This window comes from Pseudomonas sp. MEJ086, assembly GCF_030209025.1.
GTDB classification, from domain to species: Bacteria; Pseudomonadota; Gammaproteobacteria; order Pseudomonadales; family Pseudomonadaceae; genus Aquipseudomonas; species Aquipseudomonas fulva_A.
Genome location: NZ_JARVSV010000019.1, coordinates 16692 through 42069, shown reverse-complemented (window position 1 = coordinate 42069; position 25378 = coordinate 16692). Strand labels below are relative to the sequence as shown.

Annotated in this window: 22 protein-coding genes, 2 tRNA genes and 1 pseudogene; 22 read left to right on the top strand and 3 right to left on the bottom strand. The window is 62.8% G+C overall.

Annotation, left to right across the window (positions count from 1 at the left end; genetic code table 11):
* The first annotated feature begins 19 nt into the window (after window positions 1–19).
* Window positions 20–835: a class I SAM-dependent methyltransferase gene (locus QRN22_RS11920; RefSeq protein WP_042554456.1), complete on the top strand. Its 816-nt coding sequence runs from the start codon at window positions 20–22 to the stop codon at window positions 833–835.
* Between the two features lie 27 nt (window positions 836–862).
* Window positions 863–1405, top strand: coding sequence for an oligoribonuclease (gene orn, locus QRN22_RS11915; protein ID WP_042554457.1), 543 nt, complete (start codon window positions 863–865; stop codon window positions 1403–1405).
* A gap of 62 nt (window positions 1406–1467) precedes the next feature.
* On the opposite strand, the gene queG is transcribed toward orn, so the two are convergent.
* Entirely contained in the window at window positions 1468–2535 is a 1068-nt protein-coding gene (queG, locus tag QRN22_RS11910) for a tRNA epoxyqueuosine(34) reductase QueG (protein ID WP_042554458.1), read from the bottom strand.
* 57 nt (window positions 2536–2592) lie between these two features.
* On the opposite strand from queG, the gene QRN22_RS11905 reads away from it, so the two are divergent.
* The 13 genes and pseudogenes from QRN22_RS11905 to QRN22_RS26600 all read left to right on the top strand — a co-directional run bounded on the left by QRN22_RS11905 (window position 2593) and on the right by QRN22_RS26600 (window position 17752).
* Entirely contained in the window at window positions 2593–4083 is a 1491-nt protein-coding gene (locus QRN22_RS11905; RefSeq protein ID WP_042554459.1) for a bifunctional ADP-dependent NAD(P)H-hydrate dehydratase/NAD(P)H-hydrate epimerase, read from the top strand.
* Window positions 4071–4538 (top strand): tRNA (adenosine(37)-N6)-threonylcarbamoyltransferase complex ATPase subunit type 1 TsaE, encoded by a 468-nt coding sequence (gene tsaE / locus QRN22_RS11900; protein ID WP_042554460.1) that lies wholly within the window; start codon window positions 4071–4073, stop codon window positions 4536–4538. The genes QRN22_RS11905 and tsaE overlap by 13 nt, the downstream gene beginning before the upstream one ends.
* Before the next feature lie 8 nt (window positions 4539–4546).
* The gene (locus QRN22_RS11895) at window positions 4547–5977 is read left to right on the top strand and encodes an N-acetylmuramoyl-L-alanine amidase (RefSeq protein ID WP_373565162.1); all 1431 of its coding nucleotides are present in this window, start codon (window positions 4547–4549) and stop codon (window positions 5975–5977) included.
* The gene (gene mutL, locus QRN22_RS11890) at window positions 5974–7848 is read left to right on the top strand and encodes a DNA mismatch repair endonuclease MutL (RefSeq protein WP_042554462.1); all 1875 of its coding nucleotides are present in this window, start codon (window positions 5974–5976) and stop codon (window positions 7846–7848) included. The genes QRN22_RS11895 and mutL overlap by 4 nt, the downstream gene beginning before the upstream one ends.
* 70 nt (window positions 7849–7918) lie before the next feature.
* A complete protein-coding gene (miaA, locus tag QRN22_RS11885) occupies window positions 7919–8875 on the top strand; it encodes a tRNA (adenosine(37)-N6)-dimethylallyltransferase MiaA (RefSeq protein ID WP_042554463.1) in 957 nt (318 codons plus the stop codon).
* 113 nt (window positions 8876–8988) lie between these two features.
* The gene (gene hfq / locus QRN22_RS11880; RefSeq protein ID WP_042554464.1) at window positions 8989–9249 is read left to right on the top strand and encodes an RNA chaperone Hfq; all 261 of its coding nucleotides are present in this window, start codon (window positions 8989–8991) and stop codon (window positions 9247–9249) included.
* A gap of 14 nt (window positions 9250–9263) precedes the next feature.
* A complete protein-coding gene (gene hflX / locus QRN22_RS11875) occupies window positions 9264–10565 on the top strand; it encodes a ribosome rescue GTPase HflX (protein ID WP_042554465.1) in 1302 nt (433 codons plus the stop codon).
* Between the two features lie 97 nt (window positions 10566–10662).
* Window positions 10663–11856, top strand: coding sequence for an FtsH protease activity modulator HflK (gene hflK, locus QRN22_RS11870; protein ID WP_042554466.1), 1194 nt, complete (start codon window positions 10663–10665; stop codon window positions 11854–11856).
* A complete protein-coding gene (gene hflC, locus QRN22_RS11865; RefSeq protein WP_042554467.1) occupies window positions 11856–12725 on the top strand; it encodes a protease modulator HflC in 870 nt (289 codons plus the stop codon). Before hflK ends, hflC begins: the two co-directional genes overlap by 1 nt.
* Before the next feature lie 346 nt (window positions 12726–13071).
* Window positions 13072–14256 carry an ATP phosphoribosyltransferase regulatory subunit gene (locus tag QRN22_RS11860; protein ID WP_042554468.1) on the top strand — a complete coding sequence of 395 codons (1185 nt, stop codon included), beginning with the start codon at window positions 13072–13074 and terminating at the stop codon, window positions 14254–14256.
* Between the two features lie 79 nt (window positions 14257–14335).
* Window positions 14336–15628, top strand: coding sequence for an adenylosuccinate synthase (locus QRN22_RS11855; protein ID WP_042554469.1), 1293 nt, complete (start codon window positions 14336–14338; stop codon window positions 15626–15628).
* Window positions 15629–15733: 105 nt separating this feature from the next.
* A pseudogene (locus QRN22_RS26605) lies at window positions 15734–16894 on the top strand (HAMP domain-containing protein); the annotation flags it as partial.
* Window positions 16868–17752 (top strand): methyl-accepting chemotaxis protein, encoded by an 885-nt coding sequence (locus QRN22_RS26600; protein ID WP_373565161.1) that lies wholly within the window; start codon window positions 16868–16870, stop codon window positions 17750–17752. The pseudogene QRN22_RS26605 and the gene QRN22_RS26600, both read left to right, overlap by 27 nt.
* A gap of 131 nt (window positions 17753–17883) precedes the next feature.
* Here the strand turns inward: QRN22_RS26600 and QRN22_RS11845 are convergent.
* Window positions 17884–17970, bottom strand: a tRNA-Leu gene (locus QRN22_RS11845).
* An 83-nt stretch (window positions 17971–18053) separates the two neighbouring features.
* Window positions 18054–18140, bottom strand: a tRNA-Leu gene (locus QRN22_RS11840).
* A gap of 201 nt (window positions 18141–18341) precedes the next feature.
* Between QRN22_RS11840 and rnr the strand changes: the two genes are divergently transcribed.
* The 7 genes from rnr to dnaB all read left to right on the top strand — a co-directional run bounded on the left by rnr (window position 18342) and on the right by dnaB (window position 25372).
* The gene (rnr, locus tag QRN22_RS11835; RefSeq protein WP_042553834.1) at window positions 18342–20834 is read left to right on the top strand and encodes a ribonuclease R; all 2493 of its coding nucleotides are present in this window, start codon (window positions 18342–18344) and stop codon (window positions 20832–20834) included.
* Complete coding sequence (gene rlmB, locus QRN22_RS11830) at window positions 20831–21580, top strand: 23S rRNA (guanosine(2251)-2'-O)-methyltransferase RlmB (protein ID WP_042553835.1); 750 nt, start codon at window positions 20831–20833, stop codon at window positions 21578–21580. Before rnr ends, rlmB begins: the two co-directional genes overlap by 4 nt.
* Window positions 21581–21782: 202 nt before the next feature.
* The gene (gene rpsF, locus QRN22_RS11825) at window positions 21783–22205 is read left to right on the top strand and encodes a 30S ribosomal protein S6 (RefSeq protein WP_042553836.1); all 423 of its coding nucleotides are present in this window, start codon (window positions 21783–21785) and stop codon (window positions 22203–22205) included.
* 28 nt (window positions 22206–22233) lie between these two features.
* The gene (gene rpsR / locus QRN22_RS11820; protein WP_003246847.1) at window positions 22234–22464 is read left to right on the top strand and encodes a 30S ribosomal protein S18; all 231 of its coding nucleotides are present in this window, start codon (window positions 22234–22236) and stop codon (window positions 22462–22464) included.
* Between the two features lie 36 nt (window positions 22465–22500).
* Window positions 22501–23394 carry a YybS family protein gene (locus tag QRN22_RS11815; protein WP_042553837.1) on the top strand — a complete coding sequence of 298 codons (894 nt, stop codon included), beginning with the start codon at window positions 22501–22503 and terminating at the stop codon, window positions 23392–23394.
* Between the two features lie 21 nt (window positions 23395–23415).
* On the top strand, window positions 23416–23862 hold the full coding sequence (rplI, locus tag QRN22_RS11810) for a 50S ribosomal protein L9 (protein WP_042553838.1): 447 nt from the start codon (window positions 23416–23418) through the stop codon (window positions 23860–23862).
* 115 nt (window positions 23863–23977) lie between these two features.
* The gene (gene dnaB, locus QRN22_RS11805) at window positions 23978–25372 is read left to right on the top strand and encodes a replicative DNA helicase (protein WP_042553839.1); all 1395 of its coding nucleotides are present in this window, start codon (window positions 23978–23980) and stop codon (window positions 25370–25372) included.
* Window positions 25373–25378 lie beyond the last annotated feature (6 nt).

The following is a 25378-nucleotide window of genomic DNA, read 5'->3' as shown; positions in this document are numbered from 1 at the left end:
TTTCATTGAGCCTTGTGGCATGGCCGTCTTTTATCGCGCGCTGCATCGGTTGGGTGAGCGCTACCCAGCGTTGCTGGCATTGCTGATCCAGCTCGTCGTCACCCTGTGCATGGGGCTGGCCATTGTCGCTGTCGCGCAGTTGTCCAGCTGGCGGCCAAGTCCGCTGGCGGCCGGTCTGCTGCATGGCCTGCTGTCGGCCAGCCTGGCGCGCTGGTTCGGCCTGTCGCGCTGGTGGTGGTGGCTGAACCTGCTGTTCGCGCCCGCTCTGCTGCTGGCCAGTGGAGCACCGTTGCCGTCCTGGCTGTTTCTGCTCGGGTTCCTGCTGCTGTTGCTGTTCAACTGGAACAGTTTCTCCGAGCGGGTGCCGCTGTACCTCACCGGCGCTGGTAGCCGTCGCGAGCTGGCGCGGTTGCTGGAGGAGCGGGGTGAGCGCTTCGCTTTCGTCGATCTCGGCTGCGGCCCGGCGGGCACGCTGTTATGGCTGGCGCGGCGCTTTCCCCAGGCCCGCTTCACCGGCGTCGAGACTGCGCCGCTGTCCTATGCCATCGCCTGGCTGCGCAGCATCGGTCAACGCAATTGCCAGATTCGTTACCAGAACCTCTGGCGCAGCGACCTTGCCGCGATCGACGTGGCCTACTGCTTCCTGTCCCCGGCGCCCATGCCGGCGCTCTGGGACAAGGCCCGGCTCGAGCTGCCAGCAGGTGCCTGGCTGATCAGCAACACCTTCGACATTCCCGGTGTGGCGCCGCAGCGTGTGGTGCAGTTGAAGGACTGGCGCGATTCGCGCCTGCTGCTCTGGGAGATCGACGGCGCGCAGGGCGCGGCGATTAGCTAGAATGGCGGCACTACAGAGGAGCGCAGCATGCAGAATCCACAGAACCTGATCTGGATCGACCTGGAAATGACCGGTCTCGATCCCGAGACGGACGTCATCATCGAGATGGCCACCATCGTCACCGACACCGAGCTCAATGTGCTGGCCGAAGGCCCGGTGATCGCCGTGCACCAGAGCGATGAACGCCTGGCCGCCATGGACGAGTGGAACACGCGCACCCACGGTGAAAGCGGCCTCACCCAGCGGGTTCGCGAGAGCCGTGTCAGCCAGGCCGAAGCCGAAGCGCAGACCATCGCCTTCCTGGAAAAGTGGGTGCCGAAGGGCAAGTCGCCGATCTGCGGCAACAGCATCGGGCAGGACCGCCGCTTCCTCTACCGCTACATGCCGACACTGGAAGCCTACTTCCACTACCGCTACCTGGATGTCTCGACCCTGAAGATTCTCGCCGAGCGCTGGGCGCCTGGGGTTAAGGATGGCTTTCTGAAAAAAGGCAGCCATCAGGCGCTGGACGACATCCGCGAGTCGATCGCCGAGCTCAAGTACTACCGCCAGCACCTGCTCAAGGTCTGAGGGCGGCAGCGTCAAGCCGCAAGCCTAGAAGCCAGTAGCCTGGGTTGGCCGAAGGCGTAACCCTAGGCGCGTCTGGCGTGTTGATCCAGCGCCCACTGCACGTGCTCGCGCACCAGCTCAGACGGATACTCGCGGCGCGCTTGCAGCGCTTCCAGCACCGGGATGGTCGACGGTGCGTTGCCCAAACCGACGGCCAGGTTGCGCAGCCAGCGCTCGTAGCCGGCGCGGCGCAGCGGTGAGCCCTCGGTGCGGCTGAGAAACTCCTCCTCGCTCCAGCGAAACAGCTCGGCCAGCTCGGCGTTGTCCAGGCTGTGCCGTGGCTGGAAGTCGCCCTGCTCGGTGGCTTTGGCGAAGCGGTTCCAGGGGCAGACCATCTGGCAGTCGTCGCAGCCGAACACGCGGTTGCCAATGGGAGCGCGCAGATCCTCGGGTATCGGACCTTTCAGTTCGATGGTCAGGTAGGAGATGCAGCGCCGTGCATCGAGCACGTAAGGGCCGACGAAGGCCGCCGTCGGGCAGACGTCCAGGCAGGCGCTGCAGCGACCGCAGTGTTCGCTGCCGTAGGGCGGGTCCTCGGGCAGCGGGATGTCGACGAACAGCTCACCGAGAAAGAAGTAGCTGCCGGCCTTGCGGTTGAGTACCAGCGTGTTCTTGCCGATCCAGCCCAGGCCCGACTGTTCGGCAATGGCCTTTTCCAGCACCGGTGCGCTGTCGACGAAGGCGCGATAGCCGAATGGCCCGATGGCCTGCTGAATGCGCTCGGCCAATTGTTGCAGGCGTTTGCGGATCAGTTTGTGGTAATCACGGCCCAGGGCGTAGCGCGAGACGTAGGCCTTTTCAGGTTCCTGCAGGCGTTGCGCCATCTGTGTGTCGCCGGGCAGGTAGTCCATGCGCAGCGAGACCACCCGCAGGGTGCCGGGTACCAGTTCGTCCGGATGTGAACGTTTGCGGCCATGTGCGGCCATATAGTCCATCTCGCCCTGGTAGCCGGCATCCAGCCAGCGCTGCAGGTGCGCCTCGTGTTCGCCCAGCTCCAGGCCGCTGATGCCAACCTGCTGGAAGCCCAGTTCGCGCCCCCAGTCCTTGATGGACTGGGCGAGGCTGGTGAGGTCGGGGGTGGCGTCAGTCATGCTGGGCGGGAATCTGGATAGTCGACGTATAATTCTGCCAGACATCGGAGCACAGGCATGCGGCATTCATCAGACGATCTTCCCGTTGCGCTCTACAGCGCCGCTCAGGTGCGCGCGCTGGACGCCGAGCTGATCGCTGCCGGCACGCCCGGTTTCGCGCTCATGCAGCGTGCTGCGCACGCCATTTGGCGGGCCCTGCGCCGCAGCTGGCCGGATGCCGGTGCGGTCACCGTGCTGGCCGGTCACGGTAATAATGCCGGTGATGGGTATCTGCTGGCCGTGCTGGCAGTGCGTGCCGGGTGGCAGGTTCGTGTGCTGGCGGTGGCCGAGCCGCAGCGTCTGCAGGGCGACGCGGCGCTGGCCCGCGATGAGGCCCTGGCCGCCGGTGTCGAAGTGCTTGCCTGGGAGGCAGGCCACGAAGCACGGGGCGTGCTCGTCGACGCATTGCTTGGCACCGGTCTGGCAGGCGCCGTGCGCGAGCCTTACGCGGCGGCCATCGAATGGATGAATCATAGCGCTCGCCCCGTGTTGGCGGTGGATATCCCTTCGGGTATCTGCGCCGATACCGGCCAGGTGCTGGGCGTGGCGGTGGCCGCCCAGCTCACCGTGACCCTGATCGGCTTGAAGGTGGGCCTGTTTGTAGGCCAGGCGCTCGACCATGTCGGCCGCCTGCTGTTCGACGACCTGCAGTCGAATGTCGCGAACCAGTCGTGGGTGGCGCAGCGTCTGGCCGGCGATGTTCTGCCGCACCTGCCCGCGCGGGCACCAACCGCTCACAAGGGCCAGCTTGGGCATGTACTGGTGGTCGGCGGCGATCACGGCACGGGTGGTGCTGCGCTGCTGTCGGCGCACAGTGCCCTGCGCAGCGGTGCCGGTAGGGTCTCCCTGGCGACCCGCGGCGAGCATCTCGCGGCAGCGCAGAGTCGTCTGCCGGAAGTCATGAGCCTGGCGGTCGCCTCGGCCAATCAGTTGCATGGGCTTGGTGGCAACATCACGGTGTGGGTGGTCGGGCCCGGGCTTGGCCAGAGCGCCTGGGGACGCAGCCTGCTGTCGGTCGCAGTGACGGCGCCGGCCGCGCAGGTCTGGGACGCCGATGCGCTAAATCTGCTGGCCGAGGGGGTGGTGAGTATTCCTCCGGGCAGCGTGGTGACCCCGCATCCGGGAGAGGCTGCGCGTCTGCTGGGCATCTCGACTCGGGCGTTGCAGGCAGATCGTCCGGCTGCTGCCAGGGCGCTGGCCCAGCGTTATCAGGTGATTTGCGTGCTCAAGGGTGCCGGTACGCTGATCGCCGACCCGACGGGCTGCTTGCTGGTCTGCGACCGAGGCGACCCGGTGATGGCCGGTGCAGGCCTGGGGGATGTGCTGGCCGGGCTGATCGGCGCCCTGATCGCTCAGGGTTGCACGCCCTGGCAGGCTGCAGGCCTGGGCGTCTGGCTGCACGCCGGGGCGGGTGAGTATCTGGCAGGAAAAGGAAATGGTCTGGCGGCGAGCGATCTGTGCGACGCTATCCGCCATTTGTTACAGGAGCGAGCCGCTTGTCGGAAATAGAACTGTTCGCCGCCGATGAGGACGCCATGCTGGCGCTCGGCGCGCGTATCGCCAATGTCACCGAAGGACGTGGGGTGATCTACCTCGAAGGCGACCTCGGAGCGGGCAAGACCACGCTCTCGCGTGGCATTTTGCAAGGTCTGGGCCACAGGGGCGCGGTCAAGAGCCCCACCTTCACACTGGTCGAACCTTATGAAATCGGCACGGTCCGCGCTTTCCATTTCGACCTGTACCGGCTGGTCGATCCCGAGGAACTGGAGTTTCTGGGGATTCGTGACTACTTCGAGGGCGACGCCCTGTGCCTGATCGAGTGGCCACAGCGCGGTGTAGGCGTTTTGCCAAAGGCCGACATGGACATTACCATTACCCCGCGAGCGGGTGGCCGGTCGCTGCTACTTCGCAGCCATGGCGCGAAGGGTGATAGCTGGTGCGCCGAATTGGCTGCCAGAGCATGAACAAGAAAGTGGGGGCGGGTATGCGCATAGGCGCGCGATTGATCGCGGTCGGGCTGATGTTGACGGTCATGGCGGTCGACGTGTGGGCCGCGTCGGATGTGCGCAGCGTTCGCCTCTGGCGCGCGCCGGACAACACGCGTCTGGTTTTCGACCTTTCCGGGCCGGTGCAGCACAGCGTCTTTACCCTGTCTGCCCCGGATCGCATCGTTATCGATATCAGCGGTGCCAAACTGGTGACGCCGCTGGACAAGCTCGCGCTGAGCAATACACCGATCACGTCCGTGCGCTCTGCGCAGCGGACCCCTGACGATCTGCGCGTGGTCATCGACCTGTCATCTCAGGTTACGCCGAAGAGTTTCACGCTGGCACCGAATCAGCAATATGGCCATCGCCTGGTGGTCGATCTGTTCGACCAAGCCTCGGACGCCGCGCCAAGCCTGCCGTCGACCACCACGGCCAGTGCGCCGCCAGTGCCGGTCACGCCGACCCAGGCGCCGCCCAAGCTGGCGCCGGTGCCAGGCGGCAAGCGCGATATCGTGATCGCCATCGACGCTGGGCACGGTGGCGAGGACCCCGGGGCTCTGGGGCCGGTCAAGGGGCAGCTCGAGAAGCACGTGACCCTGTCCATCGCCAAGGAGTTGCAGCGCCAGATCAATGCCCAGAAAGGTTTCCGTGCCGAACTGGTGCGTACCGGCGACTATTTCATCCCGCTGCGCAAGCGCACCGAGATCGCCCGCAAGAAGGGCGCCGATCTGTTCGTGTCCATTCATGCCGATGCCGCGCCCCGGGCTGCGGCGTTCGGTGCCTCGGTATATGCGCTGTCGGATCGTGGTGCCACCTCCGAAACCGCCCGCTGGTTGGCGGATGCGGAAAACCAGTCCGACCTGATCGGTGGGGCCGGCAACGTCAGCCTCGAAGACAAGGACAGGATGCTCGCTGGCGTGCTGCTCGATTTGTCGATGACGGCGTCGTTGTCGTCCAGCTTGAACGTTGGCCAGAAGGTTCTCGGGCAGATGGGCCAAGTCACGCCGCTGCACAAGCGCCGGGTCGAACAGGCGGGTTTCATGGTGCTGAAATCGCCGGACATTCCGTCGATCCTGGTGGAAACCGGCTTCATCTCCAACCCCAGCGAGGCGCGCAAGCTGCATTCCGCCAGCCACCAGCAGAGCCTGTCGCGCTCGATCGTCACCGGCGTGAAGCAGTTCTTCGAGCAGAACCCGCCACCTGGTACCTATATCGCCTGGCTGCGTGACAACGGCAAGATCGCCCAGGGGCCACGCGAGCATCGGGTCAGTTCCGGCGAAAGCCTGGCGTTGATCGCCCAGCGCTACCAGATCAGCCTGGCCACGTTGCGCAGTGCCAACTCCCTCAAGTCCGATGTGATCAAGGTCGGCCAGACCCTGCAGATCCCCGCCACTTCGCTGGCTGCCCAGCCATGAGTGAAGCGATGCGCATCCAGCTGCTGAGCCCGCGGCTGGCCAACCAGATCGCCGCCGGCGAGGTGGTCGAACGCCCGGCCTCGGTGATCAAGGAGCTGCTGGAAAACAGCCTGGACTCGGGCGCCAAGCGGATCGAGGTGGATGTCGAGCAGGGTGGCGTCAAGCTGCTGCGGGTGCGTGACGACGGTCGTGGCATCGCCGCCGATGACCTGCCGCTGGCTCTGGCTCGCCACGCCACCAGCAAGATTCGCGAGCTCGAGGATCTCGAACAGGTCATGAGCATGGGCTTTCGCGGTGAGGCCCTGGCATCGATCAGTTCGGTCGCACGGCTGACCCTCACCTCGCGCACTGCCGATGCCGATCAGGCCTGGCAGGTGGAGACCGAAGGCCGTGACATGCAGCCTCGCGTGCAGCCCGCCGCGCACCCGGTCGGCACGTCGGTGGAAGTGCGTGACCTGTTCTTCAATACCCCGGCACGGCGCAAGTTCCTGAAGGCCGAGAAGACCGAGTTCGATCACCTGCAGGAAGTGATCAAGCGCCTGGCGCTGGCGCGCTTCGACGTGGCCTTTCACCTGCGCCACAACGGCAAGAACATTCTCTCGCTGCACGAGGCCAACGACGACGCCAGTCGCGCCCGGCGGGTCGCGTCGGTCTGCAGTTCGGGTTTCCTCGAGCAGGCGCTGCCCATCGACATCGAACGCAACGGCCTGCACCTGTGGGGCTGGGTCGGCTTGCCGACCTTCTCCCGTAGTCAGGCGGATCTGCAGTACTTCTATGTCAACGGTCGCATGGTGCGCGACAAGCTGGTCGCCCATGCGGTGCGCCAGGCTTATCGCGATGTGCTGTTCAATGGTCGCCACCCGACCTTCGTGCTGTTTCTGGAGATCGATCCGACGGCGGTGGATGTGAACGTGCATCCCACCAAGCACGAGGTGCGCTTCCGTGAGGGGCGCACGGTTCATGACTTCCTCTACGGCACCCTGCACCGGGCGCTGGGCGAAGTGCGGCCTGAAGATCAACTGGCCACGCCGGCGGCCGTCGAAACCATGCTGCGGCCTACCGGCCAGGCTGCTGGCGAATTCGGCCCCCAGGGCGAGATGGGCCTGGCAGCCAGCGTGCTGGAGCGCCCTGCGGAGTCCGTCTGGCGTTCTCCGGGCGCCGGCTATCAGGGGCAGCGCAGCGAGGCGTCGCTACCTGCGGCCGAAGCCCAGGGTGTGTATCGGGAGTTCTTCGCACCGATGCCCGCGGGCAGTGCTCCTGTCTCACTGCCGGACGCACAGGGTGATATTCCGCCTCTCGGCTACGCCATCGCTCAACTCAAGGGCATCTACATTCTTGCCGAAAGCGCTCATGGCCTGGTGGTCGTGGATATGCACGCCGCCCACGAGCGCATCATGTACGAGCGTCTCAAGGTGGCGATGGCCAGCGAAGGGCTGCGCGGCCAGCCACTGCTGGTGCCGGAGTCCATCGCGGTGAGCCAGCGCGAGGCCGATTGTGCGGAGGAACATGGCCAGTGGTTCCAGAAGCTGGGCTTCGAGCTGCAGCGTCTGGGCCCGGAAACCCTGGCGATCCGTCAGATCCCGGCGCTGCTCAAGCAGGCCGAGGCGACGCGTCTGGTCAGCGATGTGCTCTCCGATCTGCTCGAATACGGTACCAGCGATCGTATTCAGGCTCACCTCAATGAACTGCTGGGCACCATGGCCTGCCATGGTGCGGTGCGTGCCAATCGCCGGCTCACCCTGCCGGAGATGAATGGCTTGCTGCGCGACATGGAGCAGACCGAGCGCAGTGGTCAATGCAATCACGGCCGGCCGACTTGGACGCAGATGAGCATGGACCAGCTGGACAAATTGTTCATGCGCGGCCAGTAACCGGCGGGTCGTGCTTGCGAGTGACGGCCCGTGCCCTGAAAATGGGCCGCCGTTTATCCGAGTCCTGTCGATGTCCTGCCTTCCTCCCGCCATCTTTCTGATGGGCCCGACCGCTGCCGGCAAGACCGACCTGGCGCTGGCGCTGGCGCGCGTGCTGCCCTGCGAGCTGGTCAGCGTGGATTCCGCGCTGGTCTACCGGGGGATGGATATCGGTACCGCCAAGCCCGACAGGGCCACGCTGGAGGCGTTTCCTCACCATCTGGTGGACATTCGTGATCCGGCCGATGCGTATTCGGCTGCCGAGTTTCGTCGCGATGCGCTGGCGGTCATGGCCGAAATCACCGCGCGGGGGCGCATTCCCCTGCTGGTGGGCGGCACCATGCTCTACTTCAAGACCCTGCTCGATGGCCTGGCCGACATGCCCGGAGCCGACGCCGAGGTCCGAGCCGGGCTAGAGGCGCGTGGTCAGCGCGACGGCTGGCATGTGCTGCACGAGCAATTGCATGCCGTGGACCCGCAATCGGCGGCGCGCATCCACCCCAATGACCCGCAGCGTCTGGTGCGCGCCCTGGAAGTCTTCAAGGTCAGCGGCATGACCATGAGCGAATTGCGTCTGCGTCAGAACGAAGACAGCTCAGGAGCGGGGCGTTTCCCCTATACTGTCGCGCAACTGGCGATCGCGCCGGCCCAGCGACAGACGCTGCACGAACGAATCGCGCAACGATTTGATCTGATGCTGGAACAGGGCTTCGTCGCCGAGGTCGAACGCCTGCATCGGCGAGGTGACCTGCACGCCGAGTTGCCGTCCATAAGGGCCGTGGGTTACCGGCAAGTGTGGGAACATCTGGAAGGGCGTCTGAGCGCGCCGTTGATGCGTGAGCGGGGTATCATCGCCACTCGTCAACTGGCCAAGCGGCAGTTCACCTGGTTGCGTAGTTGGGAAAATGTGCACTGGTTGGACAGTCTCGATTGCGACAATCTGCCACGTGCCTTGAAATACTTGGCGACGGTCTCCATATTGACCTGAGACCTCGCCGCGGGCCGTCTATCCTTGGGGGAAGACGTGCCAAAGCCGTTTTACTGGTTAAAGAAAACCGTTCAAAAACTATTCAATTATCGATCCATTTAGGAGTGCGGCACATGTCAAAAGGGCATTCGCTACAAGACCCTTACCTGAACACCCTGCGTAAGGAACGCGTCCCTGTTTCCATCTATCTGGTCAACGGCATCAAGCTGCAGGGCCAGATCGAGTCCTTCGATCAGTTCGTCATCCTGCTGAAGAACACCGTCAGCCAGATGGTCTACAAGCATGCTATCTCCACTGTGGTACCGAGCCGTCCGGTTCGTCTGCCGAGTGCTTCCGAGTCCGAACAGGCTGAGTCCGAGCCAGGCAACGCTTAATCCAGGGGGCTGCATTGTTCTTCGAGCGCCATGAAGGGGGTGAACGGGCCATCCTGGTTCATCTGGATAGCCAGAACACCGAGGCGAGCGAGGATCCCCAGGAGTTTCAGGAACTGGCGCTTTCCGCTGGTGCCGACGCCGTGGCGTTTTTCAGTGTGCCGAACAGTCGGCCCACTGCGAAATTCCTGATCGGTAGCGGCAAGGTGGAAGAGCTGCGTGATCAGGTCAAGGCCCACGAGGCCGACCTGGTCATCTTCAACCACGTCCTTACGCCCAGTCAGGAACGTAACCTCGAGCGTGTCTTCGAGTGTCGCGTGCTCGATCGTACCGGACTGATTCTCGATATTTTCGCCCAGCGCGCCCGTACTCACGAAGGCAAGTTGCAGGTTGAGCTGGCTCAGCTCGACCACATGAGCACGCGCCTGGTGCGTGGCTGGACTCACCTCGAGCGACAAAAAGGTGGTATCGGTCTGCGCGGCCCGGGTGAAACTCAGCTGGAAACCGACCGGCGCCTGTTGCGCGTGCGCATCCGTCAGATCAAGCAGAAGCTGGAGAAGGTGCGCAGTCAGCGCGAGCAGGCTCGCCGCGGGCGCAAGCGCGCGGACATCCCCTCCGTTTCGCTGGTCGGCTACACCAACGCCGGCAAGTCCACGCTGTTCAACGCGTTGACCGAGTCGGACGTCTACGCGGCCGACCAGCTGTTCGCCACCCTCGACCCAACCCTGCGTCGCCTGCAGCTCGACGATCTTGGGCCGGTGGTGCTGGCCGATACCGTGGGCTTCATTCGTCATTTGCCGCACAAGCTGGTCGAAGCCTTCCGCGCCACGCTCGAGGAGTCGAGCAACTCCGATCTGCTGCTGCACGTGATCGACGCTCACGAGCCGGAGCGCAATGCGCAGATCGAGCAGGTGCTGGCGGTGCTGGGTGAAATCGGCGCACAGGATCTGCCGGTGCTCGAGGTTTACAACAAGCTCGATCTGCTGGAAGGTGTCGAGCCGCAGATTCAACGCAATGCCGATGGTCGGCCTGAACGTGTCTGGCTGTCTGCCCGTGACGGGCGCGGCCTGCCGCTGCTCAAGCAGGCCGTGGCCGAGCTGCTGGGCGATGACCTGTTCGTGGCGACCTTGCAGCTGCCTCAGCGACTGGCGCGTCTGCGGGCGCAGTTCTTCGAGATGGGTGCGGTGCAGCAGGAGTCGTATGCCGATGACGGCAGCAGTCTTCTGCAGGTGCGCATTCCCCGCGTCGAGTTGAACCGATTGGTCAGCCGCGAAGGCCTGCAGCCGCTAGAATTCATCGAGCAACACACTTTGCAATAAAGCCTGCAGCGGTGATTTTGCCGCTGCAAGCGGGCATTCTGTAGCATTGGTGGGCGCGCCGTTGGCGCGTCTTTGCTTTATCAGTATGGAGAGCGCTATGGCTTGGAATGAGCCGGGTGGCAATTCGAACAATCAGGATCCCTGGGGTGGCGGCGGTCGTCGTGGTAACGGCGGCGGTGGCGGCGGTGACCGCAAGGGACCACCGGATCTCGACGAAGCCTTCCGCAAGCTGCAGGACAAACTCAATGGTTTGTTCGGTGGCGGCAAGAAACGCGGCAGTGACAACAATGGTTCCAGAGGCAAGGGTGGCGGTTTCGGCCTGCTGTTCGTTGCGCTGGCCGTCGTGGGCGCCTTTTGGCTGTACAACGCTATCTATGTGGTCGATGAGCAGGAACAGGCCGTCGTGCTGCGTTTCGGTAAATACCACGAGACCGTCGGTCCGGGTCTGAACATCTACTTCCCGCCGATCGATCGCAAGTTTCAGGAAAACGTCACCCGTGAGCGTGCTTACAGCAAGCAGGGGCAGATGCTGACCGAAGACGAGAACATCATCGAAGTACCGCTGACCGTGCAGTACAAGATCAGCAACCTGCAGGATTTCGTACTCAACGTCGACATGCCGGAGACCAGTCTGCAGCATGCCACCGACAGTGCCGTGCGCCACGTTGTCGGTTCCACCGAGATGGATCAGGTGCTGACCGAAGGCCGTGAGCAGATGGCTGGTGACGTGCGTGAGCGTCTGCAGCGTTTCCTCGACACCTACCGCACCGGTATCACCGTGACTCAGGTGAACCTGCAGAGCGCTGCGGCGCCGCGTGAAGTGCAGGAAGCCTTCGATGACGTGATTCGTGCCCGTGAAGACGAGCAGCGCGAGAAGAACCAGGCCGAAACCTACGCCAATGGCGTGGTACCGGAGGCCCGTGGTCAGGCCCAGCGTCTGATCGAGGATGCCAGTGGTTATCGCGATGAAGTGATCTCCCGCGCCCAGGGTGAGGCGGATCGTTTCACTGCGCTGGTCGCCGAGTACCGCAAGGCTCCCGAGGTGACTCGCGAGCGTCTGTATCTGGACACCATGCAACAGATGATGAGCAATACCAGCAAGGTGCTGGTGACTGGCGACAAGGGGCAGAACAACCTGCTTTACCTGCCGCTGGACAAGATGATCGACAGCCGTGGTGGTAGCGGTGCTTCCAGCAATGCTGCCGGTGCTGGCGCTGGTGCGGCCGATCTGGGCGCACGGGTAGGCAATAACGTTGGGCAGACCGATTTGCGCACAAGGGAGGGCCGTTGATGAGCAATAAATCACTGGTGACTCTGATCGTAGGCGTTGTGCTGGCGCTGGTCGCCTGGAGCAGCTTCTACATCGTCGCGCAAACCGAGCGAGCGGTACTTCTGCAGTTCGGTCGTATCGTCCAGCCTGACGTGCAGCCTGGCCTGCACGTGAAGATTCCTTACGTCAACCAGGTGCGCAAGTTCGATGCGCGCCTGCTGACGCTGGATACCGTCAACTCGCGCTTCCTGACGCTCGAGAAGAAGGCGCTGATGGTCGATGCCTACGCCAAATGGCGTGTGCTCGATGCCGAGCGTTACTACACCGCAACATCGGGCATGAAGCAGATCGCCGACGAGCGTCTGTCGCGTCGTCTCGAGGCATCGCTGCGTGACCAGTTCGGTAAGCGCACGCTGCACGAGTCGGTGTCCGGCGAGCGTGATGCGCTGATGGCTGACGTGACTGCTTCGCTCAACCGGGCGGCGCAGCGTGAGTTGGGTATCGAAGTGGTGGACGTTCGCGTCAAGGCCATCGACCTGCCCAAGGAAGTCAACCGCAGCGTATTCGATCGTATGAGTTCGGAGCGTGAGCGTGAGGCTCGTGAGCATCGCGCCAAGGGTAAGGAGCTGGCTGAAGGTATTCGTGCCGACGCCGATCGTCAGCAGCGTGTACTGCTCGCTGAAGCCTATCGCCAGGCCGAGGAGCTGCGCGGTGAGGGTGATGCCCAGGCTGCTGCCATCTACTCCAAGGCGTATGGCCAGGATCAGGAGTTCTACTCCTTCTACCGCAGCCTGAACGCCTATCGCGAGAGCTTCTCCGACAAGCGTGACGTGCTGGTGCTGGATCCGAGCAGCGACTTCTTCCGTTATCTGGAAAAGTCCAAGCCTTGATAAGGCTGTAAGTCGCGGGCTACAAGCTGCAGGTCGATGCCATGTGCTCGCCTGTCGCTTGAAGCTTGTGGCTTGAGGCTTTTGGCGTGGTATGATGCGGCAGCCGGGAAAATCCCGGCTTTTTTACGCCTGTGGGAATCATGCGGCACGAACTGAGCGTTACGTTCTGTCTTTCAAGGCTTTTGACCTTGTCCCTTTCCGCGCCCCTGGCGTGGGGGCTTCGTGCAATCAATTCACTGATCGTCTCGATGCCCGTTCCTGGAGCTGACCGGCCTGTTGCCGCGTTCGGCCTTCCATCCGCTCCACTGAAGGCTTGTGCCGCCCGAATCAAGAGGGAAATGGCGAAATGGCGACCGTAGACCGCTGGCTGCTGCCAGATGGGATCGAAGAAGTATTGCCTCCGGAAGCGGCGCGCATCGAAGTTGCGCGTCGTCAGGTGCTGGATCTGTTCCAGCGCTGGGGCTATGAATTCGTGGTAACCCCTCATATCGAATACCTGGAATCGCTGCTGACCGGCGCCGGGCAGGACCTAGATCTGCGCACCTTCAAGGTGACCGATCCGCTGTCCGGCCGGCAGATGGGCTTTCGTGCCGACATCACGCCGCAGGTGGCGCGCATCGACGCGCATACGCTGCGTCGTGAAGGCCCGAGCAGGCTGTGCTATGCCGGTAGCGTGCTGCATGCGCAGCCGCGCGCGCTCACCACATCGCGCAGCCCGATTCAGTTGGGCGCCGAGCTGTATGGCGACGCCAGCCCGGCCAGTGACGTCGAGGTGATCAGCCTGCTGGTCGATACCCTCGAGCTGGCCGAGGTACCGGACGTGCATATGGACCTTGGGCATGTCGGTATCTACCGGGGCCTGGCGCGTGCCGCCGAGTTGTCCGGGGAGGTCGAGCAACAGCTGTTCGACGCCCTGCAGCGCAAGGCCATGGACGAGATCGATGCCTTGACCGACGCGCTGCCGGACGCCTTGCGACGCATGCTGCGTTCGCTCGGCGAGCTGTGCGGCGGGCGTGATGTGCTGGATCTGGCCCAGGCCTGTCTGGTCGAGGCGCCGGACGACGTGCACGCCGCGCTGGATGATTTGCTGGCCATCGCCGATGCCCTGGAGTTGCGCTATCCAGAGCTGCCGCTGTACTTCGATCTGGGTGAGCTGCGTGGCTATCACTATCACACCGGTGTGGTATTCGCCGCGTTCGTGCCGGCCGTCGGCCAGGCGATCGCCCAGGGCGGCCGTTACGACGATATCGGTGCCGACTTCGGTCGCGCCCGTCCGGCAACCGGCTTCTCTACCGACCTGAAGACGCTGGTCACCCTGGGGCGTATGCCGCTCGGCGAAGAGCCGGCTGGCATCTGGGCTCCGGACAGTCATGACGTTTACCTGTGGCAGGCGGTTCGTCGTCTGCGCGCCGACGGTGAGCGCGTGGTGCAGGCATTGCCGGGTCAGGAACTGAGCGAGGCCGAGCAGGCCCGCTGTGATCGCCAACTGTTATTGCGGGACGGTCGCTGGCAAGTGCTGGCGCTGGGCTGAGCGACCGCTGTGGTCGTCTATTCTGAATTACTTTCGCCGGCCGTGACCGGCTCAAGCTTGCGCGAAGAGGACAAGTGTTATGGGTAAGAATGTCGTCGTCCTGGGCACCCAGTGGGGTGATGAGGGCAAAGGCAAGATCGTCGATCTGCTGACCGAGCATGCGGCCGCCGTAGTGCGTTATCAGGGTGGCCACAATGCCGGTCACACCCTGGTGATCGACGGTGAGAAAACCGTGCTGCACCTGATTCCGTCGGGCGTGCTGCGTGAAGGCGTGCAATGCCTGATCGGCAACGGCGTGGTGGTTGCGCCTGACGCTCTGCTGCGCGAGATCAACAAGCTGGAAGAGAAGGGTGTGCCGGTGCGCGAGCGTCTGCGTATCAGCCCGTCCTGCCCGTTGATCCTGTCCTACCATGTTGCCCTGGATCAGGCGCGCGAGAAGGCCCGTGGCGAGCTGAAGATCGGCACCACCGGTCGCGGTATCGGCCCGGCCTACGAAGACAAGGTCGCCCGTCGCGGTCTGCGTATCGGTGACCTGTTCCACCGTGAGCGTTTCGCCGCCAAGCTCGGCGAGTTGCTGGACTACCACAACTTCCAGTTGGTGAATTACTACAAGGAGCCGGCCATCGACTTCCAGACCACTCTCGACGAGTGCATGGAATACGCCGAGCTGCTCAAGCCGATGATGCTCGACGTCACTGCCGAACTGCACAACCTGCGTCGTGCCGGCAAGGACATCATGTTCGAAGGTGCCCAGGGTTCGCTGTTGGATATCGACCACGGTACCTACCCGTACGTGACCAGCTCGAACACCACTGCAGGCGGCATCGCCACCGGTTCCGGCGTTGGCCCGATGTACCTGGATTACATCCTGGGTATCACCAAGGCCTACACCACTCGGGTGGGCTCCGGTCCGTTCCCGACCGAGCTGTTCGACGACGTCGGTGCGTTCCTGGCCAAGCGTGGCCATGAGTTCGGTGCGACCACTGGCCGTGCCCGTCGCTGCGGCTGGTTCGATGCGGTGATCCTGCGTCGTGCCATCGACGTCAACAGCATCTCGGGCCTGTGCCTGACCAAGCTGGACGTGCTCGACGGTCTGGAAACCATCCGCATCTGCGTGGGTTACAAGAACGAGAACGGTGCTGTCATCGACGCCCCGACCGACGCCGACAGCTACATCGGTCTCGAGCCGGTGTACGAAGAGATGCCGGGCTGGAGCGAATCGACCCTGGGCGCCAAGACCCTGGAAGAGTTGCCGGCCAACGCGCGTGCCTACATCAAGCGCGTGGAAGAGTTGGTCGGTGCGCCGATCGACATCATCTCCACCGGGCCGGATCGCAACGAGACCATCGTGCTGCGTCATCCCTTCGCCTGAGCGCTGGCGGCTCCCCCTGGAGTCGTGAGCAGGTAACCGGAACGGGCCGCACTTGTGCGGCCCGTTTTCATTTGACGGGCACTCGTGCTCGGGCGCAATCTGGCAATGTGCCGTCATTCGGCACGCGCTTTGCTTCGTCTTGATCCTACCTTGAAGTTGCCGCTCCTCTGGCGGTCGGAGGATTTGCCCGTGGTCGCTGTTCTGTCCCTGTTTCGCAGCCGTCTGTTGCTGCCCGTATTCATTGCGCTGGGTATCGCGCTGTTCGTTCAGGTGCTGCTGGTGCTGGCGTTGACCCGCAGTACGGTCGATGGCCTGGTCAGTGATCTGGAGCGGCAGTTGGGCAGTGATGCCGGGCGCCTTTCCAGCGAGCTGGAGCAGGCCAATCAAGAGGTTTCTGCCAGCCTGGGTGGTCTTTCGGTTCGTACCCGGGAGAGTCTTTCCGCAGGTCTGTCCAGCCGCCTCGGCGAGGAGCGCGTACAGATGCGCGCCAGCCTGGAGAAGAGCCTGAAGGATTCCGCCAATGATCTGGCGCAATTGCTCGCGGCTGTCGCGCCACGCGCCATGTGGGACTCCGATATTCCGGCGCTCTCCGAATTCGCCCGGCGTGCGCAGCGTAACCCCAATGTGCTTTTCGTCATTTACGACGATGCCGAGGGTAACCATCTGACCCGTTACCTCAACCGCCAGAACGAGCAGGTCAAGGCCATGCTCGAGAAAGGAGCCGGTGAGCGCGCGCTGGACAAGGTCATCGACGCTGCCAAGAGCGATCCTACCGTGTACTTCGTCGAGGCCGGTATCAGCCCTAACGGGGTCGAGATCGGCAAGGTGCTGATGGGCGTGTCCACCTCCGCCATCGATGCCGAGCTGGCCGCTATCGACTCACGCTTCGAGGCGTTGCTGGCCAGCGGCGGTCAGCTGGTTGCCGATAGCCTTGCCGGTGCTTCCACCGATAGTGCCGCCGCGTTGTCGGCGCGCCTGGCTGCCGCGCAACAGGCGGCTCAGGGAATGTCGGCCAATACCAGCGCGGCGGTCGACGCTGCGGCCTCGAATCTGCGCTGGCGCATCGGGCTGGGGCTGGCTGTGGTCGGTCTGGGCGTGCTGCTGGCGTTGGCTGTGGTGCTGGGTCGCCGCGTGGTGGTGCGTCTGCGTACCCTGATCGCCGCGCTCGACGATCTGGCGGCCGGCGAGGGTGATCTGACCCGGCGCATCGAGATCGACAGCCGTGACGAGGTCGGCGAGATGGCGTCGGCGGTCAATCGTTTCGTCGCCAAGCTGCAGCCTATCGTGCGTGAGGCTGGTGAGGTGGCGGTGCGTACGGGGCAGGAAATCAATGCGTTGAGCACGCGAAGCGCTGCGGCTGAATCGGCGGCTAAAAGACAGCGTGACGAGGTGGCGGCCAGCCTCCAGGCGTTGGCTTCGATGGCTGACGAGGCGCAGGCCGAGAGTCGCGCCATGCAGGAGGCTTTGCAACGGGTCGAGGCCATTCGCCAGGCGACCCAGGAGAATGCCAGCATCGCCAATCGTGTCGGCAGCTCCATTGAAGAGCTGGTGCAGCGGGTCGATGCGGGTTCGGCGGTGATCGAACGACTTGCCAAGCAGAGTGAGCAGATCGAGGTGGTGCTGACCGTCATTCGCTCGATTGCCGAGCAGACCAATCTGCTGGCGCTCAATGCTGCCATCGAGGCGGCGCGGGCGGGGGAGAGCGGTCGTGGTTTTGCCGTGGTCGCCGATGAGGTGCGGGCGTTGGCCAGCAAGACCCAGCAGTCGACCGGCGATATCCAGTCGCACATCGTTGCCCTGCAGCAGGGCGCCCGTGAGGCGGTCGGCGCGATCGGTCAGGCTGGTCAGCAGGCTGACCAGGGGCTGGCAGCGCTGCGCGAGAGCGCGCGCATCCAGCAGGCGGTACAGCGTTCGGTGGAGGATGTGCATGGCGCCATCAATGCCGCTACACAGGCGGCCGCTCATCAGGCCGAAGGCGCCGATGCGGTGCGAGGGCGGGTCGAGGTGATTCATTCCGAGGCTCAGCGTGCTGCCGAGGCGGTGGCGGCGACGGCCAATAGCGGCCGCGTGCTCGATGGCTTGGCAGGGCAGTTGAAGGCCAGTCTCGGTCAATTCAAGGTCTGAAAGCGCGGCAAGCCATAAGCTTCAAGTGGAAGCAGAGGCTGGCCGTGAGGCTGCAAGGGGCGCTGTATGCCAGCTTGCAGCCTTTCTGCAGGCAATAAAAAACCGAGCCATTGGCTCGGTTTTTTTGAATTTGGTGCCCAGGAGAAGACTCGAACTTCCACGACCTTGCGGTCACTGATACCTGAAACCAGCGCGTCTACCAATTCCGCCACCTGGGCACTGCAGTAATGTTCACCGTTGCCGGTACGGATCATTACATCCGTTATTTGCAAAGTAGGTTATCAAGCTACTTCACGAAATATGGTGCCCAGGAGAAGACTCGAACTTCCACGACCTTGCGGTCACTGATACCTGAAACCAGCGCGTCTACCAATTCCGCCACCTGGGCACTGAAACTGATGATTGGTCATCCGTTCCGTGTTACAACGTCTGCTCGACGCTGTGGGCGCGAACTATACGGTCGTGCTTTTACCTTGTAAACCCCTGACGTCGAAAAATTATTCGCGTTGAAGGCTGACCCGAAGGGCGCTTTCGCGCTTCAATAGACACATGGCAAAACCGACTCTATAGATAAGGTGAACAGGTTCTAATGGCCGATTGGCAATCCCTCGATCCCGAGGCCGCTCGTGAAGCGGAAAAGTATGACAACCCCATTCCTAGCCGTGAGCTGATTCTTCAGCATCTGGCTGAGCGCGGCTCGCCCGCCAACCGTGAGGAGCTGCTCGACGAGCTCGGGTTGAGCACCGAAGATCAGGCCGAGGCGCTGCGCCGCCGGCTGCGCGCCATGGAGCGCGACGGCCAGCTGATCTATACCCGCCGCGGCACCTATGCCCCGGTGGACAAGCTTGATCTGATTCTTGGTCGGGTCAGTGGCCACCGTGACGGCTTTGGCTTCCTGGTGCCGGACGATGGTAGCGACGATCTGTTCCTCAGTCCGGCGCAGATGCGCATGGTGTTCGATGGTGACCGTGCGCTGGCGCGAGTTTCCGGCCTCGATCGTCGTGGTCGCCGTGAAGGCGCCATCGTCGAAGTGATTTCCCGTGGTCACGAGACCATCGTCGGTCGTTATTACGAAGAGAGCGGTATCGGCTTCGTGATTCCCGACAACCCGAAAATCCAGCAGGAAGTGTTGGTGACGGCAGGGCGCAACGGTGGTGCCAAGCAGGGGCAGTTCGTCGAAGTGACGATCACCCACTGGCCGACGCCACGTTTCCAGCCGCAGGGTGACGTGACCGAAGTGGTCGGCAACTACATGGCGCCGGGCATGGAAATCGACGTGGCGTTGCGCAGCTATGACATTCCCCATGTCTGGCCCGACGCGGTGATCAAGGAAGCGCGCAAGCTCAAGCCCGAAGTCGAAGAGAAGGACAAGGAAAACCGCGTCGACATGCGCCATATCCCTTTCGTCACCATCGACGGTGAGGATGCGCGGGACTTCGACGATGCGGTGTTCTGCGAGAAGAACGGCAGCAACTGGCGGCTGTTCTCCGGTGGCTGGAAGCTGTACGTGGCCATCGCCGACGTTTCTCATTACGTGAAAGTGGGTTCGGCCCTGGATGCCGAGGCCCAGGTGCGTGGCAACTCGGTGTATTTCCCGGAACGGGTCATCCCGATGCTGCCGGAAGAGCTGTCCAACGGCCTGTGCTCGCTGAACCCGCAAGTCGATCGTCTGGCGATGGTCTGCGAGATCACCATCTCCAAGACCGGCAAGATGACCGACTATCAGTTCTACGAGGCGGTGATCCACTCCCATGCGCGCCTGACCTACAACAAGGTCAGCGCCATGCTCGAGCAGCCGAAGAGCAGCGAAGGCAAGGCACTGCGCAGCGAATACAAGGACGTACTGCCCCACCTCAATCAACTGTACTCGTTGTATCAGGTGCTGCTCGCGGCGCGCCATGAGCGTGGGGCGATCGATTTCGAAACCCAGGAAACCCGCATCATCTTCGGCTCCGGCCGCAAGATCGCGGAGATCCGTCCGACCCAGCGCAATGATGCCCACAAGCTGATCGAAGAATGCATGCTGGCGGCCAACGTGGCCACCGCGGCGTTCATGCAGAAGCACGGCATTCCTGCGCTGTATCGCGTGCACGACGGCCCGCCGCCGGAGCGCCTGGAAAAGCTCAAGGCATTCCTCGGTGAGCTGGGCCTCTCCCTGCACCGTGGCAAGCCAAAGGATGGTCCGTCGCCGAAGGACTACCAGGCGTTGCTGGAAAGCATTCGCGGTCGTGATGACTACCACCTGATCCAGACCGTGATGCTGCGCTCGTTGAGTCAGGCGGTTTATAGCGCCGACAACCAGGGCCACTTCGGTCTGAACTACGACGCTTACGCACACTTCACGTCGCCGATCCGCCGTTATCCGGATCTGTTGATCCATCGTGCGATTCGCAGCGTGATCCGCTCCAAGCAGGATACGCCCCATGTTCAGCGTGCCGGCGCGGTCAGCATGCCCAAGGCGCGTATCTATCCGTACGACGAACCAACGCTGGAGCAGCTCGGCGAGCAATGCTCGATGTCCGAGCGCCGTGCCGATGAAGCCACCCGTGACGTGGTCAACTGGCTCAAGTGCGAGTTCATGAAGGATCGCGTCGGTGAAACCTTCCCGGGCGTGATCACTGCGGTGACCGGCTTCGGTCTGTTCGTCGAGCTCAAGGACATCTACGTCGAAGGCCTGGTGCACGTCACGGCGCTGCCGGGAGACTACTACCACTTCGATCCCGTCCATCATCGCCTCGCCGGCGAGCGCAGTGGCCGCAGCTTCCGCCTTGGCGACAGCGTGTCGGTCAAGGTCATGCGCGTCGATCTCGACGAGCGCAAGATCGACTTCGAGATGGCCCAGGGTGCCGACGAAGCGCCAGCGGCACGCAAGCGTCGCGACTCCGGTAGCGACAGCCGTGGCGGCAAGAGCTCCCGTGGCGCGTCGACCAGCAATACCGACGTGCAGAAAAGCCGCGATGTGAAGAAAGCGTTGCTCGCTGACTCGAAGTCTTCTGGCAGGGGTGCCAGCAAGGCTGCCGACAAGGGTGGCAAGCCAAGTCGGCATCGCAAGGGGCCGTCGAAGAGCAAGGCCAAGTCATGAGCCAGTTGGAAAAGATCTACGGCGTGCATGCCGTGGAGGCGCTGTTGCGTCATCACCCCAAGCGGGTGAAGCAGATCTGGCTGGCCGACGGTCGCAGTGATCCTCGCGTTCAACCGCTGCTCGAACTGGCTGGGCAGGCGCGCGTCGCCGTCGGCCAGTGCGAGCGTCGCGAGATGGATGCCTGGGTCGAGGGCGTGCACCAGGGCGTGGTTGCCGACGTCAGCCCTAGTCAGGTGTGGGGCGAAGCGATGCTCGAGGAGTTGCTCGACCGTTGCGAAGGCCCGCCGCTGCTGCTGGTGCTCGATGGCGTGACCGATCCGCACAACCTCGGTGCCTGCCTGCGTACCGCCGATGCCGCGGGCGCGCTGGCGGTGATCGTGCCGAAGGACAAGTCCGCGACGCTGACACCGGTGGTGCGCAAGGTGGCCTGTGGTGCCGCGGAAGTGATCCCGCTGGTAGCGGTGACCAACCTGGCGCGCAGCCTGGAAAAGCTCCAGCAGCGTGGTCTGTGGATCGTCGGTACGGCGGGTGAGGCCGAACAGGAGCTGTTCCAGCAGGACATGACCGGCCCGACGGTGCTGATCATGGGCGCCGAAGGCAAGGGCATGCGCCGCCTGACGCGCGAGCACTGCGATTACCTGGTCAAGTTGCCCATGGCCGGTAGCGTCAGCAGTCTCAACGTGTCGGTCGCCACCGGCATTTGCCTGTTCGAGGCGTTGCGCCAGCGCCGCTCGGTCAAGCGCTGAAGCGATCGCTGGCTCATCGCCGGCGATCGCTGTTCAAAATATCACCAGTTCACCTTGCGTGCGGTGGGGCGCTTCTCTAGAATGTCGCCCCTTGCCGTCATGGCAGGCGTTTGCGCGCCTCTCCGTTTCAGCAAGTCAACAGTGTCATTCACTCCTTGCCTGACCGCATTTCGCGGCAGGCTACAACCCGTAAGGAGCATTCATGCGTCATTACGAAATCATCTTTCTGGTTCACCCGGACCAGAGCGAGCAAGTCGGCGGCATGGTCGAGCGTTACACCAAGCTGATCGAAGAAGACGGCGGCAAAATCCACCGTCTGGAAGATTGGGGTCGTCGTCAACTGGCCTACGCAATCAACAACGTTCACAAGGCTCACTACGTGATGCTGAACGTTGAGTGCAGCGGCAAGGCCCTGGCCGAGCTGGAAGACAACTTCCGCTACAACGATGCCGTGATCCGTAACCTGGTCATCCGTCGCGAAGAAGCCGTTACCGGCCAATCCGAGATGCTCAAGGCCGAAGAAAACCGCAGTGAGCGCCGTGAGCGTCGTGAACGTCCTGAAAACGCCGAGTCCAACGACGGCGATGACAGCGACAACAACGACAGCGACAACGCTGACGAGTAATCACCGGATCTATTGAGGAGCCAATCCCATGGCACGTTTCTTCCGTCGTCGTAAATTCTGCCGTTTCACCGCTGAAGACGTGAAAGAGATCGATTTCAAAGATCTCAACACCCTGAAAGCCTACATCTCGGAAACCGGCAAAATCGTTCCTAGCCGTATCACCGGTACCAAGGCTCGTTATCAGCGTCAGCTGGCTACTGCTATCAAGCGCGCCCGCTTCCTGGCCCTGCTGCCCTACACCGACAGCCACGGCCGATAAGATCGGACGATCGACAAGTAGTAAGGGATAAAACGCATGCGCGCCTTGGCAGAATTCATAATGCGCGGCCGTATGCAGGCCACCTTGGTGGTGGTCGGTTCTGCGGCATTGCCGCTGCTGTTCTGGTTGAGTGCTGCCGCAGGTTGCCTGGTGCTCCTGCGGCGTGGTCTGAGTGATGCCATTGGCATCCTCGCCTGGGCTTTGCTGCCGGCCATTGGCTGGTGGTACTTCGGCGAACCGCGCACCTTGTTGGTGTTGCTGGGTGCGCTGGGGCTGGCGTGTGTATTGCGCGCCAATCAGTCCTGGAGACGGGTGCTGTTGTTCAGCATCGCGCTGGGCCTGGTGTATGGACTGGTATTGGGGGCGACGTTCCGCGAGCCCATCGAAGCCATGGCGCAGGAGCTGAGTAAGCTTCTGCCGCAGATGTTCGATGGCGTTCACCAACAGATGTCGGTGGATGATCAGGCGCGTCTTCAGAGTCTTATTGCACCGGTCTTGACCGGATTGCTGGCAGCGTTGCTGCAGGTGGTCAGCTTGCTTAGCCTGATGCTTGGGCGGTTCTGGCAAGCGGCGTTGTATAACCCGGGAGGTTTCGGTTCCGAATTCCGCGAACTGAGATTTCCGCCGATGCTGGCGACGTTACTGCTGGTCGGCATGCTGCTCGGACCCAATCTGGGTGTCGAGATGGCCATGCTTACACCGTTGTGCAGTGTTCCGCTGGCATTTGCAGGCATCGCCCTGTTGCACGGGCTGGTGGCCAAGGGCCGACTGTCGAAGTTCTGGCTGGTCGGGATGTACATAACGCTGCTGCTGTTCATGCAACTGATCTTTCCCTTGCTGGTGGTTTTAGCCATCGTCGACAGTCTGTTTGATTTTCGTGGTCGTCTGGCGGACAAGCCCGGTTCGGGTCCCGCCAACGGTGAAGGTTAAAAGTTAAGAGGTAACACCCAAATGGAAGTCATCCTGCTGGAAAAAGTCGCCAACCTGGGCAACCTGGGCGATAAAGTGAACGTTAAAGCCGGTTACGGCCGCAATTTCCTGCTGCCGCAAGGCAAAGCTACTGCTGCCACCGAAGCCAACGTCGCTGCTTTCGAAGCCCGTCGCGCTGACCTGGAAAAAGCCGCTGCCGACAAGAAAGCTTCGGCCGAGTCGCGCGCTGCTCAGCTGGCCGAGCTGGAAGTCACCATCACCGCTACCGCGGGCGATGAAGGCAAGCTGTTCGGTTCCATCGGCACTCACGACATCGCTGACGCACTGACCGCCTCCGGCGTCGAAGTGGCCAAAGCTGAAGTTCGTCTGCCGAACGGTACCATTCGCCAGGTTGGCGAATACGACGTAGCCGTGCACCTGCACAGCGATGTCGAAGCGACCGTAAAGGTAATCGTAGTAGCCGCTTAATTGCGCTGCTAGGCGGGTTTGCACTCCGGTGCGTTCCCGCTAACATCGGGCACGGCATTGCGAAAGCGATGCCGTGCCTTTTGTTTTTCAACGCAAGCATTCTTTCCAGGCTCCCATGAACGACATCAGCATTACTGAACAGTACGACCTGCAAACCTCTGCCTTGAAGGTGCCGCCGCACTCGATCGAGGCCGAGCAGGCGGTGCTCGGTGGTCTGATGCTCGATAACAACGCGTGGGAGCGTGTGCTGGACCAGGTTTCCGATGGCGATTTCTACCGCCACGATCATCGCCTGGTGTTTCGCTCCATCCACAAGCTGGCCGAGCGCAATCAGCCGTTCGACGTGGTGACCCTTTCCGAACAGCTAGACAAGGAAGGGCAGTTGTCTCAGGTCGGTGGCATGGCCTATCTGGGGGAGCTGGCCAAGAACACGCCTTCGGTGGCCAACATCAAGGCCTACGCGCAGATCATTCGCGAGCGTGCCACGCTGCGCAAGCTGATCGGCATCAGCAACGAGATCGCCGACAGTGCCTATGCGCCCGAGGGGCGTACCGGCGAGGAAATCCTCGACGAGGCCGAGCGCCTGATCTTCCAGATCGCCGAGGCGCGCCCGAAGACCGGTGGCCCGGTGGGCATCAACGACATCCTGGTCAAGGCCATCGACCGTATCGACGAGCTGTTCAACAACGGCGATGCGATCACTGGCCTGTCTACCGGCTTCTCTGACCTGGACGATCTCACCAGCGGCCTGCAGCCGGCCGACCTGATCATCGTCGCCGGACGTCCGTCGATGGGTAAGACCACGTTCGCCATGAACCTGGTGGAAAACGCGCTGATGCGCAGCGACAAGTCGATTCTGGTGTATTCCCTGGAGATGCCTTCGGAATCCATCGTGATTCGTATGCTGGCGTCCCTGGGGCGCATCGATCAGACCAAGGTGCGTGCCGGTCGTCTGGACGATGACGACTGGCCGCGGTTGACCTCGGCGGTCAACCTGCTCAACGACCGCAAGCTGTTCATCGACGATACCGCCGGTATCTCGCCTTCGGAGATGCGTGCGCGCTCCCGGCGGCTCGCGCGCGAGCACGGCGAGATCGGTCTGATCATGGTCGACTACCTGCAGTTGATGCAGATCCCCGGCTCCAGCGGTGACAGTCGGGTGAACGAGATTTCCGAGATCTCGCGCTCGCTCAAGGCGCTGGCCAAGGAATTCAACTGCCCGGTGATCGCGCTCTCCCAGCTCAACCGGGGCCTGGAGCAGCGGCCCAACAAGCGCCCGATCAACTCCGACTTGCGCGAATCCGGTGCGATCGAGCAGGACGCCGATATCATCATGTTCGTGTACCGGGACGAGGTCTATCACCCCGAGACCGAGTACAAGGGCGTGGCGGAAATCATCATCGGCAAGCAGCGTAACGGCCCGCTGGGTACGGCGCGACTGGCGTTCCTCGGCAAGTACTCGCGCTTCGAGAACCTGGCGCCGGGCAGCTACCAGTTCGAAGACGAATAAGCGTAT